General features: G+C 71.1%; 9 protein-coding genes and 1 pseudogene. 5 read left to right on the forward strand and 5 right to left on the reverse strand.

Annotated features, from left to right (window positions below; all coding sequences use genetic code 11):
* Window positions 1-55 precede the first annotated feature (55 nt).
* Window positions 56-2020, forward strand: coding sequence for an Ig-like domain repeat protein (locus tag OG819_RS12555; RefSeq protein ID WP_266649436.1), 1965 nt, complete (start codon window positions 56-58; stop codon window positions 2018-2020).
* Window positions 2021-2128: 108 nt separating this feature from the next.
* Here OG819_RS12555 and OG819_RS12560 read toward each other — a convergent pair whose 3' ends face one another.
* The 3 genes from OG819_RS12560 to OG819_RS12570 all read right to left on the reverse strand — a co-directional run bounded on the left by OG819_RS12560 (window position 2129) and on the right by OG819_RS12570 (window position 5187).
* On the reverse strand, window positions 2129-3196 hold the full coding sequence (locus OG819_RS12560; protein ID WP_266649438.1) for a hypothetical protein: 1068 nt from the start codon (window positions 3194-3196) through the stop codon (window positions 2129-2131).
* A gap of 87 nt (window positions 3197-3283) precedes the next feature.
* Complete coding sequence (locus OG819_RS12565) at window positions 3284-4519, reverse strand: PP2C family protein-serine/threonine phosphatase (RefSeq protein WP_266634513.1); 1236 nt, start codon at window positions 4517-4519, stop codon at window positions 3284-3286.
* A gap of 32 nt (window positions 4520-4551) precedes the next feature.
* Window positions 4552-5187 carry an NAD(P)-dependent oxidoreductase gene (locus tag OG819_RS12570; protein ID WP_266626637.1) on the reverse strand — a complete coding sequence of 212 codons (636 nt, stop codon included), beginning with the start codon at window positions 5185-5187 and terminating at the stop codon, window positions 4552-4554.
* Window positions 5188-5341: 154 nt separating this feature from the next.
* Between OG819_RS12570 and OG819_RS12575 the strand changes: the two genes are divergently transcribed.
* The gene (locus tag OG819_RS12575) at window positions 5342-5800 is read left to right on the forward strand and encodes a hypothetical protein (protein ID WP_266649440.1); all 459 of its coding nucleotides are present in this window, start codon (window positions 5342-5344) and stop codon (window positions 5798-5800) included.
* Between the two features lie 241 nt (window positions 5801-6041).
* Window positions 6042-6941 carry a hypothetical protein gene (locus tag OG819_RS12580; protein ID WP_266649442.1) on the forward strand — a complete coding sequence of 300 codons (900 nt, stop codon included), beginning with the start codon at window positions 6042-6044 and terminating at the stop codon, window positions 6939-6941.
* Here the strand turns inward: OG819_RS12580 and OG819_RS12585 are convergent.
* Together OG819_RS12585 and OG819_RS12590 are read right to left on the reverse strand one after the other, a co-directional pair.
* Window positions 6856-7917 carry a PLP-dependent aminotransferase family protein gene (locus OG819_RS12585; protein ID WP_266649443.1) on the reverse strand — a complete coding sequence of 354 codons (1062 nt, stop codon included), beginning with the start codon at window positions 7915-7917 and terminating at the stop codon, window positions 6856-6858. The genes OG819_RS12580 and OG819_RS12585 overlap by 86 nt on opposite strands.
* 121 nt (window positions 7918-8038) lie before the next feature.
* A pseudogene (locus OG819_RS12590) lies at window positions 8039-10113 on the reverse strand (PhoX family phosphatase).
* Window positions 10114-10355: 242 nt separating this feature from the next.
* Here OG819_RS12590 and OG819_RS12595 point away from each other — a divergent pair.
* Together OG819_RS12595 and metG are read left to right on the forward strand one after the other, a co-directional pair.
* A complete protein-coding gene (locus tag OG819_RS12595; protein WP_266649445.1) occupies window positions 10356-12116 on the forward strand; it encodes a VWA domain-containing protein in 1761 nt (586 codons plus the stop codon).
* A 181-nt stretch (window positions 12117-12297) separates the two neighbouring features.
* Window positions 12298-14022 (forward strand): methionine--tRNA ligase, encoded by a 1725-nt coding sequence (gene metG, locus OG819_RS12600; RefSeq protein WP_266649447.1) that lies wholly within the window; start codon window positions 12298-12300, stop codon window positions 14020-14022.
* The last annotated feature ends 94 nt before the right edge of the window (window positions 14023-14116 follow it).

Below are 14116 nucleotides of genomic sequence, written 5' to 3' on the forward strand. Positions count from 1 at the left end.
CGACCGTGCGCGGTGGCACTCACTTTCTTTTTCGTTCCGGGGGGTTCGAATCAGCGTGCGTATGCGCACTCTTCCCGCCGCCACAGCGCTGGCGGTCCTCTTCAGTTCCGCGGTGCTCGTCGCCGCGCCGGCGGCGTCCGCCGACACCACCAGGCCCATCGCGGTCTCGGACGCGGACGACACGGTCGTCGACGGCGTCCACCAGCGGCTCTACTTCAGCGACCGGTACCAGAACCGGATCGTCGTCACCGACAACACCGGCAAGGTCGTCACCTCGCTCACCGGGCTGCCCCAGGTCCGGGACCTCGAACTGAGCCCGGACTCCGGCACGCTGTACGCGGCGGTCCAGGGGGCCGACAAGATCGTCGCCTTCGACACGGCAACACTCACCCAGACCGCCGAGTACCCCACCGGCGAGAAGACCATCCCCTCCCGGCTCGCCTACGCCGACGGCAAGCTGTGGTTCGGCTACGGCGACCAGTGGGAGTCCGGGCTCGGTGAGGTCGACCTGACCGCCGAGACGCCCACGGTCACCCTCGACCTGGCGGCCGGCCACGACTTCTCCAGCCCGCCCGAGCTCTACGCCGAACCCGACAACCCGGGCACGCTGCTCGCGCTCGACGCGCACATCAGCTCCGCCCCGATCGTCGTCTACGACATCTCCTCCGGTACCCCGGTGATCCGCGTCTCCGCTGAGAAGGGCGGCTTCTACCGCGACGCGGCCCTCACCCCGGACGGCCAGAACGTCGTCGTGGCCGGGCCTGGGAACCGGGCACTCACCGAGTACCGGCTCTCCGACCTGGAGCAGGTGCGCACCTACCCCGTGCGCGACGAACCGGAGACGGTCAGCGTCGCTCCGGACGGCACGGTCGCGGCGACCGTCCTCGACACCGACAACCTCGGCGACACGTATGTCTTCAGCGGCGGCTCCGACAAGCCCGCCAGCGTCCGCAACCTGTCGTCCAGCTGGATGCCGTGGTTCGGGCACTCGATGAACTGGTCGGCCGACGGCGGGAAGCTGTTCGTGCTGACCGGGTCCAACGACTCCACCGAGTTCCACGCCGTCGACGAGCCCCGCAAATACGCCGCCACCCTGACGGTCGACGCACCCGCCACCGCCACCCGGGCCAAGTCCCTCGCCGTCAGCGGCAAGCTCACCTCCGGTCTGGCGCTGCCCGCCGGGACCCCGCTCACCGTCACCCGCACCGACATGGAGTCGCCGAACGGGAAGTCGCTGGGCACCAAGACCCTCGGCGCCGGTGACAAGTTCTCCTTCAAGGACACCCCGCCGGCCGGCGGCAAGGTGAAGTACACGGTGAAGTACGCGGGTGACGCCACGCACACCCCGGCGTCCGCCTCGGACACGGTGGAGGTCTCGCGCGCCACCCCGACGCTGACCCTCAACAACAATCGCAAGGTGTACGCGTACGGCACCGACGTGAAGTTCACGGCGCATCTGGGGTCGACGTACAAGAACCGCACGGTCGAGATCTGGGCCGACCCGTTCGGCTCCGACAAGCCCAACAAGCTGGTGAAGTCCGGCAAGGTGAACTCCTCGGGCAATCTCACCGTGACGCTCGACCTCAAGCGCGACGCGAAGGTCACCGCGAAGTTCGCGGGCGACTCGCGCTACACGTCGAAGTCCGTGAGCAGCACCGTCGGCGCCAAGGTGAAGGTGTCCACGGCGATCAGCGGCCAGTACAAGACGAAGTCGGTGTACGGCCACACGTACTACTACTTCCACAAGTCCAAGGACCCGCTGTTCACCACGACGATGACGGCGTACCCGCACCGTCAGCAGCGGCTGGAGATGGAGCTCTACTACCAGGGCACCTGGTACGACGCGGGCACCCAGTACTTCAAGCTGAGCTCCACGGGCGTGTCCAAGGTGCAGCTCGGCGGCACCCACGAGACGGGCTACCGGATGCGCGTGCGTTCCTCGTACTACAACGGCACGTCGGGCGACAACGTGAACTCGACGACGCACGGCGACTGGAAGTACTTCATCTTCACCGGCTGATCCATCGGCCGACTCATCGGCTGATGCGCCGGCGCCGTGACCCGGAAGCCCGCCTTCCCCGGGGAAGGCGGGCTTCCGCATGTCTCGGACAGTTGTTGTCGACCTGCCTCACACCCGCGCCTGGAGTCTGCTGAGGTGCCGCTGGACGTGGTCCAGCGCGCCCCGTCGGCGCCCCGGCACGCGCATCCTCAACTCGGTGAGCATGGCGCCGAGTTCGATCGCCCGCGCGAAGTCGGCTATCTGACCCCACTGGTGGTGGGCCCGGTCCACGGCCGACTCCACGGCCGGGGCGTCGGCGGGCTGGCCCCCGTCCAGCCGGTGCCCGGCGATCGCCAGCCAGGTGCGGCAGCTGCCGACCGGATCGCCCGCGAGCATCGCCAGGTCCGCGCGGACCTCCGCCCAGTGCAGGGCCTGTTCGGAGGCGACGCCCCAGGCGCGGACCGCCTCCTGTTCCCAGCGCGCCGCGAGCGCCGCGGCCTCGTCGTGCCGGCCCGCCTGCGCGGCGGCGGTGATCGCGGCATGCGGGTCCGGGACCACGGGTAGCCGCGCGGGCGCCGCCAGCACGATCCCCGGCGACCCGCTCTCGGCCTCCACCCGGGCCAGCGACTGCTGGTGCAGCAGCGTGAGTTCGGGCCGCCGGCCGCTGCGCAGGATCGTGGCGAGCGCCTTCATGTACGCCGGTGACGCCACCGAGCGCCGGGGCGGCGGCGGGGCGACGCGGCCGTACAGGCCGACCCCCGTGCCCGCGGTGAGGGGGCTCGTCGCGAGGTGCTCCCAGGTCTCCGCGTCCGCGTGCAGGTCGACCAGGAGGTCGGTGGTGCCCGGCGCGCGCAGCCGGAGCTCCTCCTTGATCCAGTGCCAGGGGAAGGCCGTGTAGCGGACGGTCGACGGGGTGGTGCGGGCCAGCGCGAGGTGCGGCAGGCGCTGACGGCGGTCCAGTTGGAGTTGGCCCGTCACGAACATCGTCAGCGGGCCGGGGGTCGCGCTGGCCGCGCGCAGCCGGGTCAGCACGGCCTGCGGCTCCAAGGGGTCGGCCAGTTCCACCACGTTCGCGGTCTCCGTGCCGGACAGCACCGCGGGGGACACCGCCGCGAGCACGGGGAGCACGGACGCCGCGTCCACCAGACGCCCTTTGCCCACCGGTGAGGCCGCGAGGAGCAGCACGGTTCCGGGCATGGTTCTCTCCCTCCCCATCGATCACGTACGCCAGCACCGTAACCGCTGCGCCTGCAAAGAGGGGACGCCAGTCGGGCAAACGCCCGCCTATGGCTGGGTTGTTCCCCTGTCCTCGCCCTCCGGGGCCACGTTCGGCGAGGCCACCGGGTTCGCGCCCTCGCATCGTCGTACCGCGAAGATCGTGGTGTCGTCGGCCAGGTGCCCGCCGCAGTGCCGCAGTGTGCCGTCGCGGACGAGTTCGACGAGGTGCTGCGGCTCGAGGGTGCGCGGATCCTCGGTGCGTGCGCGGGTCACCTGGTCGAGGAGCGGGAAGAACACGCCGTCGGCGTCGCGGGCCTCGGTCACCCCGTCCGTGACCAGGAGCAGGGTCTCGCCGGGGACCAGAACGGCGGTCAGGACGAGCGGCTGGTCGGAGGACAGCTCGGAGAGGCCCAGCGGGAGTCCGTGGCCCGGCGGCAGGGCACGTACGCCGTCGGGCGCGACCACGAGTGGCGGCTCGTGACCGAAGTTGACGAACTCGACGGTGTCCCGGCCGTCGTCGGGGAAGCCCACCAGGACGGCGGTGGCGAAGCGGTCGTGGTCGTCGTGTCCGACCGCCTTGCGGTAGCCGATGTGCCGACGCATCCGTACCTCCAGGCGTTCGGCGACGGTGCGCAGGACGGGTTCGTGGTAGGCCGCCTCGCGGAACGTGCTGAGCAGCGCGGCCGCCGCCTCCACCGCGCCCAGCCCCTTGCCCTGCACGTCGCCCAGGAGCAGCCGGGTGCCGCAGGGGCCCGGCTGGATGTCGAAGAAGTCCCCGCCGACCCGAGCCTCGCTGTCGGCGGCGAGGTACACGGCCGCGTGGTCGAGGCCGCCCCAGCCCGGCGGCATCGGGCGCAGCACGGTGCGCCGGGTCGTCTCGGCGACGTCCATCATGTGCAGCATGCGCCGCTCGCTGCGGACCCGGACCGCACAGGCCAGGACCGCGAGGGCGCCGCCCACGCTGACGAGGATGAAGTCGGGAAGGCCGGTCTGGTACTGGTGCTGCCAGGACGCGTCCACCTCGACATAGGTGACGACCGACAGGCAGGCGAAGACCGCCGTGGTCCACACCCCGCAGATCGCCGCCGCGATGCCGGGGACGAGGATGATCCAGGAGATGATCCGGAACTGGTCAGAGGTGTTCCAGTCGGCCAGCCCGATCCCGATGAGCAGGAGCAGCGGCGGCACCCAGGCGACGCTGTGGCCGCGCAGCCGCAGCACCTTCTGCCGCTGGACGGAGTCGTCGCGCTCCTCCGGGGGCGGCGGGCCGAGCAGCGGTGACAGGTCTCGGATGCGTCGCAGGGCGCCCACGTCGCCGTACCGCCCCTTCCTTGTCAGTACGCCACCGACATCCGGGCGCGCGGGTGGGCGGGCGTCTCCAGCTCGTCGACGAAGGCGATGGCGTAGTCCTCGGCGCTGATCCGGCTGTTGCCGTGCTCGTCGGTGAGCAGGCGGTCGCCGCCGAGGCGGAAGTGGCCGGTGCGGGGGCCCGGGGCGATGTCGGCGGCCGGCGAGACATAGGTCCAGTCGAGGTCGTCGAGCGTGCGGTAGAAGTCGAGGGCGTCGCGGTGGGCGAGCGCCTCCCCCAGCACGGCCTCCGGGAAGCCGGGCTGGTCCAGGACCGTCTGTCCGGGGGCGACCTCCAGACTGCCCGCCCCGCCCACGATCACCAGCCGCCGCACCCCGACGGCCCGGACGCCCTCCACCAGCGCCCTGTTCAGCGCCAGAAACGGTTCCCGGGGTTCCGTGCCGTCTCTGGGCGGCACACAGGCCGACGCCACCACGTCCGCGCCCGCCACCAGCTCGGTCACCTTCGCGGGGTCCGAGGCGTCCGCGGCGGTCGCCGTGACCCCGGGGACCGGGGACTTCCCTGACCTGCTCACCGCCAGGACCTGGTGCCCGCGCGCCGACGCCTCCGTGGCGATACGACTGCCGATCATGCCCGTGGCGCCGAAGAGTACGACCTTCATGGAATTCAGCGAAACACGTGGCCAAAGCCCCCGCATCCCGACTTGCCAGCGACCCGGGCGGGGTGTGACCTGGAACCCGGGGCCAGGAGAGAGGAGTGCTCCCATGATTCACGCGCCAGCTGCCTCATCGGCGTCAGGGACACGACACACAGCGGTGACAGGACGTACAGCGGGAACGGCCGGAATCGCGGGTTCGACATGGGCGGCGCGAACGCACCGCGCACCCGACGTCTTCGACGCGCGCACCCACGCCGTCGCGAAGTGGGCGGTGCCCGTCCTCGGCGGGCTGCTCTACGGGTACTGGGCGGCGGCCAACCTGCGCGACGCCGGACCGATCACGGGCTGGAACGTCCTGTTCGGATTCGTGTGCGCGATCGTGTTCGCGGCCGCCTACATCGGCGTCCGCATGCTGGCGCCGGTGCTCAGGCGTGAACTGCACGCGCTGGTGTGGACCGCGTTCGCGGGCATCGCGTTCGGGTTCCTCTTCAGCCTGACCGGCGAGTCCGTGCTGCGCTCCACGTTCGTGGCGCTGGGGGTCTCGGTGCTCGTGCTCGCGGGGAGTTTCTACCACTACTACACGCACGAGGACGCGACCGGCCACCCGGTGAACTGACGGAACGGCGCGTCGCTGACGCGGCGGCCCATGGTGCACGAGGCCCCGGCAGCCTGCCGGGGCCTCGTGCACCTCCCTCACTCACCTACCCCCTGGGACCAGGTCCCAGGAGCCCTGGGAAGTGCCGCTACAACCAGGTAACACCCGTTCGGGTGAGCTCTCCACCGGAGCGGCTTGTCGTCTGCGTCCATATGCAGTCACACCGCTCGCGCCCGCCGCCCCCGTGGCCTTGCCTGATGGGGTGTCCCCTCGTGTGCGCAGCACCCTGTCGGCCGTCCTGATCGCCCTCGCCTGTCTGTTGGCGCCCCTCGGCGCGCTGTCGACGTGGGCGGCGTACGGGATCGGCAACGACGAGCGCTACGAGGCCGCGATGGAGCCGCTCGCCGCCGACACGGACGTACGGGAGGCCATCGCCGCGGCCGTCACGACCGGGATCCTGCGCGAAGTCCACGTGCGGGCACCGCTCCAGGCACCGGTGAACCACTTCGTACGGGACGCGGTGCGCTCGTTCACCCTGTCACCGGCGTTCCACACGGCGTGGCAGGCCGCGAACCGGGCCGCGCACGAGGCCGTGATGCGGTCGCTGCGCAGCGACCGCGAGGAGGCCGTGACGATCGACCTCGGGCCGGTCGTCGAACAGGTCAGGAGTCAACTCGCCGACGCGCACGTGCCGTTGGCGACCCGCATCCCCGTCGCGCACACCGAGATCACGGTGTTGCCCTCGGAGAATCTGGCCAAGCTCCGGAAAGGGTTCCACGTGCTTGAAGTCGCCGGATTCTGGCTGCCCGTCGCGGCGGCCGTCCTCGCCGTGACGGGCATCCTCGTCGCGGTGTGCCGCAGACAGGCGGTGCTGGCCACCGGGCTCGGCACGGCGCTGGGCGCCGCGCTGCTCGGCGTCGCGGTGGCCGTCGGCCGCCGGCTCACCCTCGCCGACCTGCCGCCCGACGTGTCCCCCACGGCGGTGGGCGCGGTCTACGACGCCCTCACCGACACCCTGCGCCTGGTCTCCTGGGCGCTGCTCGCGCTCGGCCTCACGGTGGCGGGGACCGCCCTGCTCACGGCCGCGTACGCGCGACGTCGGCGAGCGTCCCGAGCGCCCGGGCCAGCTCCGACGGAGCCACCGACCCGAGTCCGAGCCTGACGGCGTCCGAAGCGCCCGCCGAGGCGGCCGGGGCGGCGGCGAAGGCCGAGCCCGGGGTCACCGCGATCCCGCGCGCCGCTGCCGCCGCCGTGAACGTGTCCGCCCGCCATGGCGCGGGCAGCTCCCACCAGACGTGGTACGCCCGCGGATCGGCCCGCACACGGAACCCGGCGAGATGCTCGGCGACCAGCCCCTGCCGCAGCGCCGCGTCCGCCCGCTTGGCGGTGACCAGCCGGGCGACCGTGCCGTCCCCCAGCCAGCGCACCGCGGCCTCCAGCGCGAACCGTCCCGCCGTCCAGGCACCGGAGCGCAACGCCGCCGCCACGTCCTCGACCCGGCCCTCGGGCACGACGAGAAAGCCGACGGTGAGGCCGGGCGCGACCCGCTTGGAGAGGCTGTCGACGAGGTAGGTGCGCTCGGGGGCGTGGGCGGCGAGGGGGTCGGGGCCGGTGTGCAGGAAGGACCAGATGCGGTCCTCGACGAGCGGGAGGTCCAGGTCGCGTGCGGTGTCGGCCAGTCGCCGTCGACGCGCGTCCCCCATCGTCGCGGACGTCGGATTGTGCACGGTGGGCTGGACGTACACCGCGGACAGGGGTGCCGAGCGGTGGGCCGCGGTGACCGCCTCGGGCCGCAGCCCCTCGTCGTCCATGGCCAGCGGCACCAGAGTGACGCCGAGCCGCGTGGCGATCTCCTTGACCAGCGGGTACGTCAGCGCCTCGACGCCGACACGGCCGCCCGGCCGGACGAGGGAGGCGAACGCGGCGGCGATGGCCTGGCGGGCGTTGCCCGCGAAGGCCAGCCGGGACGGGGCCGGGCGCCAGCCCGGGGTGGCGAGGAGAGCGGCGGCGGCCTCGCGGGCAGCGGGCGTACCGGTGGCGGAAGCCGTGCGCAGGGACTCGGTGAGGATCGGCCCGTACCGAAGCCGAGCTGGACGACGTCTATCCGGACCTGGCGGAGGCGTACCGCGAGACGGCACAGCAGGCCCCCGCGTACCGGGAGTGGCTGGAACGCAGCGGTGTGGACAACCCCGTCCCGGCCCTCCCTTAGGGCCTGTCCGGCGGATCATGCCGCAGGACAGGCCCCAAGCCCATGCAACCTCAGACCCCGATGTCGCAGCCGTCCGTGCGCCACACCGAGACGACCGCCGGGCGCACGATCTTCCCGGGTCCGTCGGGCCAGTTGCTCGCGGGTTTCTCCACCGACGCGCCGTCGATCTCGCCCGGGTGCTGGACGGCGACGAGCACCCGCCGGTCCTGGATGATCGGACCGCAGGTCTCCGCCCCGGTCGGCACGGTCAGGAACTGCTTCAGCTCACCGCGCCGCTCGCCCTTCGTCGCCACGCCCAGCAGGCCGTCGTGCGAGCCGAGCTGGTTGCCGTCCGTGGAGATCCACAGGTTGCCGTGCGGGTCGAAGGCCACGTTGTCCGGGCAGGAGATCGGGCTGACCTTGTCCTTCGGGAAGCCCGCGAAGTACGTGGCCGGGTCGGCCGGGTCGCCCGCGACGAGGAACAGCGACCAGCCGAAGGTGGTCGCCTCGGCGCGGCCGCGCCGCTCGGTGAGCTCCAGGATGTGTCCGTGCTTGTTCGCGTTGCGCGGATTGGCCTCGTCGGCGCCCGCGGACCCGGCCTTGCCACGGTTGGTGTTGTTGGTCAGAACGACATAGACCTTGCCGGTGTGCGGGGAGGGCTGGATGTCCTCGGGCCGGTCCATCTTGGTGGCGCCGACCTTGTCACCGGCGAGCCGCGTGAAGACGAGGACCTCCTCGGCCGTCATCCCGTCCACGTGCGAGACGCCGCCGTGGGCGGTCGCGGTGGCCAGCGGAATCCACTCACCGCTGCCGTCGAACTCCCCGTCCGCCGGAAGCTTCCCGCTCCCGTCGATGTCGGCCGCCGGGGAGTCGCCGGTCAGCCGGGCCACGTAGAGCGTCCCCTCGTCGAGGAGGGAGAGGTTGTGCTCCCGGACGGAGCGCGAGGAACCGTGCCGCATCCGCTTGCTGCCGACGAACTTGTAGAAGTAGTCGAAGCGCTCGTCGTCGCCGGTGTAGACGACGGGCCGCCCGTCGTCCGTCAGCCGCACGGTCGCGGCCTCGTGCTTGAAGCGGCCCAGCGCGGTGTGCTTGCGGGGCGTGGAGGCCGGGTCGTACGGGTCGAACTCGACGACGTACCCGAAGCGGTGCGACTCGTTGGGCTCCTGCGCCACGTCGAACCGCTTGTCGAACCGCTCCCACTTGCGCTCGGTGGCGCCCGTACCGAGCCCGTACCGCTTGTCCGTGTCACGGCTTCCGTTGGCGAAGTACTGGTTGAAGTTCTCCTCGCCGTGCAGCGTGGTGCCCCAGGGGGTGTGCCGCCGGAGCAGTTGTTGAGCGTGCCGAGCACCTTGCGCCCGGTCGAATCCGCGGAGGTCTTCAGCAGTTCCGATCCGGCGGCGGGGCCGGTGAGCCGGAACTCGGTGGTGGCGGTGACGCGGCGGTTGAGGGCGTGCCGGGTGACGGCGGTGAGCCTGCCGGTCCCGCGGTCCTCCTCGACCACGACGGCGGACAGACCATGGGCGGCCCACGCCACCTCCACCTGCTCACGGGTGGGGTTCGCGGGGTCGTACCCGCGGAACATCAGCACCTCGTCGGTGTACTCGTGGTTCGCCACGAGCAGCTGCCGCCCGCGCTCACCCGGCAGCGGGAGGAGAGCGAGGAAGTCGTTGTTGTAACCGAACTGGCCGGCCTGGGCCTTGGCGGTCTGGTGCTCCGGGTCGAAGGCGGGGGCGCCGCGCAGGATGGGCTCACCCCAACGGATGACGACATTCTGGCCATATCCGCCGGGGACGGTGACGGCGTCGGCGGTGTTCGGGGCGACGGGCGTGAACCGGAGCCCGCGCGCGGCCTTGCCGACCGTGTGTCCGGCACGGGCCGCCACACCCCCTTCTGCCGCCTGGGCCGCCTGGACGCCGGTACCGACGACCGCCGCACCCGTCGCCGTGGCGACCGTGACGACGGCCGCGGCCCGCATCATCGAACGGCGGCCGATCGCACCGGCGATGACATCACCGACGTACGCGTTGTCGCTGGTGTTGGGCACCTCGTGGAAGCAGGCGTCACCACAGCGGAACCGACAGGTCAGGGCGGATCGCCCACCGGGATGCGAACCGGGCGTTCCGATCAACGGCAGCAGTCTGCGCACTTTACTCTCTCCTTACGAACCCTTGGTGTGAGCGTGACGCTAGGGGGATGCGGGTGCAAGCACCCTGCGGCCGGATGAACAGAACGTGAACCTCCCACTCCCGCACGGGTCTTGATAACGCTCTTGACACCACTACCTGCCGGTACCCGACCCTGCCCAAGATCGCCTAAGACGGCCGCTAACCTTACGTGTCCGTCCTGGCCAGGGATTGACGGCTTCAACTCATGCGAAGGGTTGCGCACATGGGCATTCTCACTCTCCTGCGGAACGCGTTCGGCCGCTCACGCCAGGGGCGTGACGCCGACGCGGAGACCTCGCCGACGGAGGCTACGGCCCCCACGGTCCCGGCCCCGGCCACCGAGCCGGAGCCCACGCCGGCTCCCGCCCAGGAGGCCGAGCCGAAGATCCCCGCACCTTCGTCGGAGCCGAAGCCGGAGCCCAAGCCGTCCGTCGTGGACGAGCTGGTGTCGGCGGCCTTCGACAACGTCACGGTCCCCAAGCAGGCGGAGCCGGTGCGGGAAGAGCGGGAGGAGAAGGCGCCCGAGGTGGACCCGACTCCGGCTACCGCTTCTCCTTCCTCTTCCGCTTCCCTTTCCGCTTCGATTCCGTCACCGGCTCCGGACCCCGAGCCGGTGACCGAGCCCGAGCCTGAGCCGGTGACCGAGCCTGAGCCGGTGGCCGAGGTCAAGGTTGAGGCTGAGGTCGCGCCCGAGGCCGAGCCCGAGGTTCCGGTCGAGGTCGAAGACGTGACCGAGGCCGAGCCCGAGGCCGAGCCCGAGCCCGAGCCCGAGGCAGTGGTGGAGGCGCCCGAGCCGGAGCCGGAACCCGAGCCCGAGCCCGTGGTCGCATCCGAGCCGGTCGCCGAGACCCCGGATTCCACGGCCGAGGAGGCTCCCGCCCCGGTGGCCGAGGAGACCCCGGAGCCGGTCGCCGAGGAGGCCACCGAGCCCACGCCGGAACCCGCCACCGAAGAAGCCCCCGCACCCGCCGCCGAAGAGGCCTCCGAGCCCGTGGCCGAAGAGGTTCTGGCGCCCGCCGTCGAGGAGACCCCGGAGCCAGCCGTCGAGGAAACCCCCGCCCCGGTCGCGGCCGAGGTCACCACCGAGGTCACCACCGAGGTCACCCCCACCGAACAGGTCGCGGAACCGGTCGCAGCCGCGGCGGACGAGCCGGTGGACGAGCTGACGGACGAGTCCGCGAACGAGCCCGCGGCCGCCGACGACGAGCAGCCCCCGGCGGGGCCACCCGCAGCCGACGATGAAAGCGTCACGGGTGGTGCGGGTGGTGCGGGTGGGGAAGAAGACCCGGCCGAAGGCGAAGCCGAGGCCGGAACGACCGGCACCCCCGCCACCCCCCTCACCCAGGTCAAGACCCACGCCCCCGACCTCGCCACCGCCTACGAACAAGCAGGAACGGCCCTCGCGAAGAGGGACCTCACCGGCACCCGGGCCAAGGTCTACCTCGTCCTCGACCGCTCCGCGTCCATGCGCCCGTACTACAAGGACGGCTCCGCCCAGGCCCTCGGCGAGCAGGCCCTCGCTCTCGCCGCCCACCTCGACCCCGAGGCCAAGGTCCAGGTCGTCTTCTTCTCCACCGAACTGGACGGCACTGGCGAGCTCACCCTCCCCGAGCACGAGAACAAGATCGACGACCTCCACGCCGGCCTCGGCCGCATGGGCCGTACGAGCTACCACATCGCGGTCGAGGAAGTCGTCACGCACCACCAGAAGTCCGGCACCACGGACCCGGCCCTGGTGATCTTCCAGACGGACGGCGCCCCGGACGCCAAGACCCCCGCCACCCAGTCCCTCACGGACGCGGCCAAGGACCACCCCACGGTGTTCTTCTCGTTCGTCGCGTTCGGTGAGCACGACAACAAGGCCTTCGACTACCTCCGCAAGCTGAAGACCGACAACACGGCCTTCTTCCACGCGGGCCCGACCCCGCGCGAGCTGACCGACGCGGAGGTCTACGAGGGCGTACTGGAGAACTGGCGCCCGTAAGACCCGTAAGACTCCGTAGGCCCAACAGGAACCACACGCGGCCGCCCGTTTCCCACCCCTTGAAAAGGGGAAGCGGGCGGCCCACCCATGTCGGCTACGATTTCAAGGTTCGTAAGACGACAGGCGGTACGACCTGAACCGCCGCCCGTCACCCCACGTAGCGACTTGGGAGCAGCCCGCGATGGCTCGACACCTCATCACCAGCGCCCTTCCGTACATCAACGGGATCAAGCACCTGGGCAACATGGTGGGGTCCATGCTCCCGGCGGACGTGTACTCCCGGTACCTCCGCCAGCGCGGCCACGACGTCCTCTACATCTGCGCGACGGACGAGCACGGCACCCCGGCCGAGCTGGCGGCGAAGGAGCAGGGCCTGCCGGTCGACGAGTTCTGCGCACAGGCGCACGACGCGCAGAAGGCGGTGTACGACGGCTTCGAGCTGGCCTTCGACTACTTCGGCCGCAGCTCCAGCCCGCAGAACCGCGAGATCACCCAGCACTTCGCGCGCCGTCTGAACGAGAACGGATTCATCGAGGAGCGCGCGATCCGCCAGGTGTACTCCCCGGCGGACGGCCGCTTCCTCCCGGACCGTTACGTGGAGGGCACCTGCCCCCACTGCGGCTACGACAAGGCCCGCGGCGACCAGTGCGAGAACTGCACCCGCGTCCTGGACCCGACCGACCTGATCAACCCGCGCAGCGCGATCTCCGGCTCGACGGACCTGGAGGTCCGCGAGACGAAGCACCTCTTCCTCCTCCAGTCGAAGCTGCAGAGCGAGGTCTCGGAGTGGGTGGCGCGCCACGAGCACGAGTGGCCGCAGCTCGCCTCCTCCATCGCCCGCAAGTGGCTGACCGAGGGCCTGCACGACCGGGCGATCACCCGTGACCTGGACTGGGGCGTCCCGGTCCCGGCCGACACCTGGCCGGAGCTGGCGGCGGACGGCAAGGTCTTCTACGTCTGGTTCGACGCGCCGATCGAGTACATCGGCGCGACGAAGGAGTGGGCGGACCAGGACCCGGAGAACCGCGACTGGAAGTCCTGGTGGTACGAGGCGGACTCCGGCGAGAACCCCGTCCGCTACACCGAGTTCATGGCCAAGGACAACGTCCCCTTCCACACCGTCATGTTCCCGGCCACCGAGCTGGGCGTGCGCGAGCCGTGGAAGAAGGTCGACTACGTCAAGGCCTTCAACTGGCTGACGTACTACGGCGGGAAGTTCTCCACGTCCCAGAAGCGCGGTGTCTTCACCGACCACGCGCTGGACATCCTGCCCGCGGACTACTGGCGCTACTTCCTGATCGCCAACGCCCCCGAGTCGGACGACTCGTCCTTCACCTGGGAGCACTTCACCGCCACGGTGAACAAGGATCTGGCCGACACCCTCGGCAACTTCGTCAACCGCGTCCTGTCCTTCTCCAAGAAGCGCTTCGGCGAGGAGGTCCCGGCGGGCACCGTGGCGGGCGAGGCGGAGGCGAAGCTCGGCGAGGAGATCGCGGGCCTGCTGGCCGAGTACGAGACCCAGATGGAGGCCCTCCAGTTCCGCAAGGCCGCGGCGGCGCTGCGCACCCTGTGGTCGGCGGGCAACTCCTACCTGGAGGAGAAGGCCCCCTGGCTGGAGATCAAAACCGACCCCGACGGCGCGGCCCTGACCCTGCGCACGGCGATGAACCTGATCCATCTCTACTCGGTGGTCTCGGAGCCCTTCATCCCCGCGTCCTCCCGCGCGATGCGCTCGGCGTTCGCGCTGACGGACGACACGGCGGTGTGGGTATCGGCGGACGAGGCGAGGTCCCTGTCCGCCGTCCCCGCGGGCACCCCCTTCACCGTTCCCCCGGTCCTCTTCGCCAAGATCACGGACGAGGACCTGGAGTCGTACAAGGAGCGCTTCGGCGGCGCGCCGGAGTAGTGACGGCACAGGGAGGGGCCCGGCACCGAAGCGGATGCTGTTGGCGAATGCGTAGGACGACATAACTGTCCTGAGAGTCTCAGCGCCACGCCAT

This window comes from Streptomyces sp. NBC_01549 (assembly GCF_026339955.1).
Taxonomy (GTDB): domain Bacteria; phylum Actinomycetota; class Actinomycetes; order Streptomycetales; family Streptomycetaceae; genus Streptomyces.

Bases quoted from the DNA above. Each gene is read 5' to 3' on its own strand.
- OG819_RS12570 (WP_266626637.1), bottom strand. From the start codon at position 5,187: ATGAAGGTCGTACTCTTCGGCGCCACGGGCATGATCGGCAGTCGTATC.
- metG (WP_266649447.1), top strand. From the start codon at position 12,298: ATGGCTCGACACCTCATCACCAGCGCCCTTCCGTACATCAACGGGATC.
- OG819_RS12560 (WP_266649438.1), bottom strand. From the start codon at position 3,196: ATGCCCGGAACCGTGCTGCTCCTCGCGGCCTCACCGGTGGGCAAAGGG.
- OG819_RS12595 (WP_266649445.1), top strand. From the start codon at position 10,356: ATGGGCATTCTCACTCTCCTGCGGAACGCGTTCGGCCGCTCACGCCAG.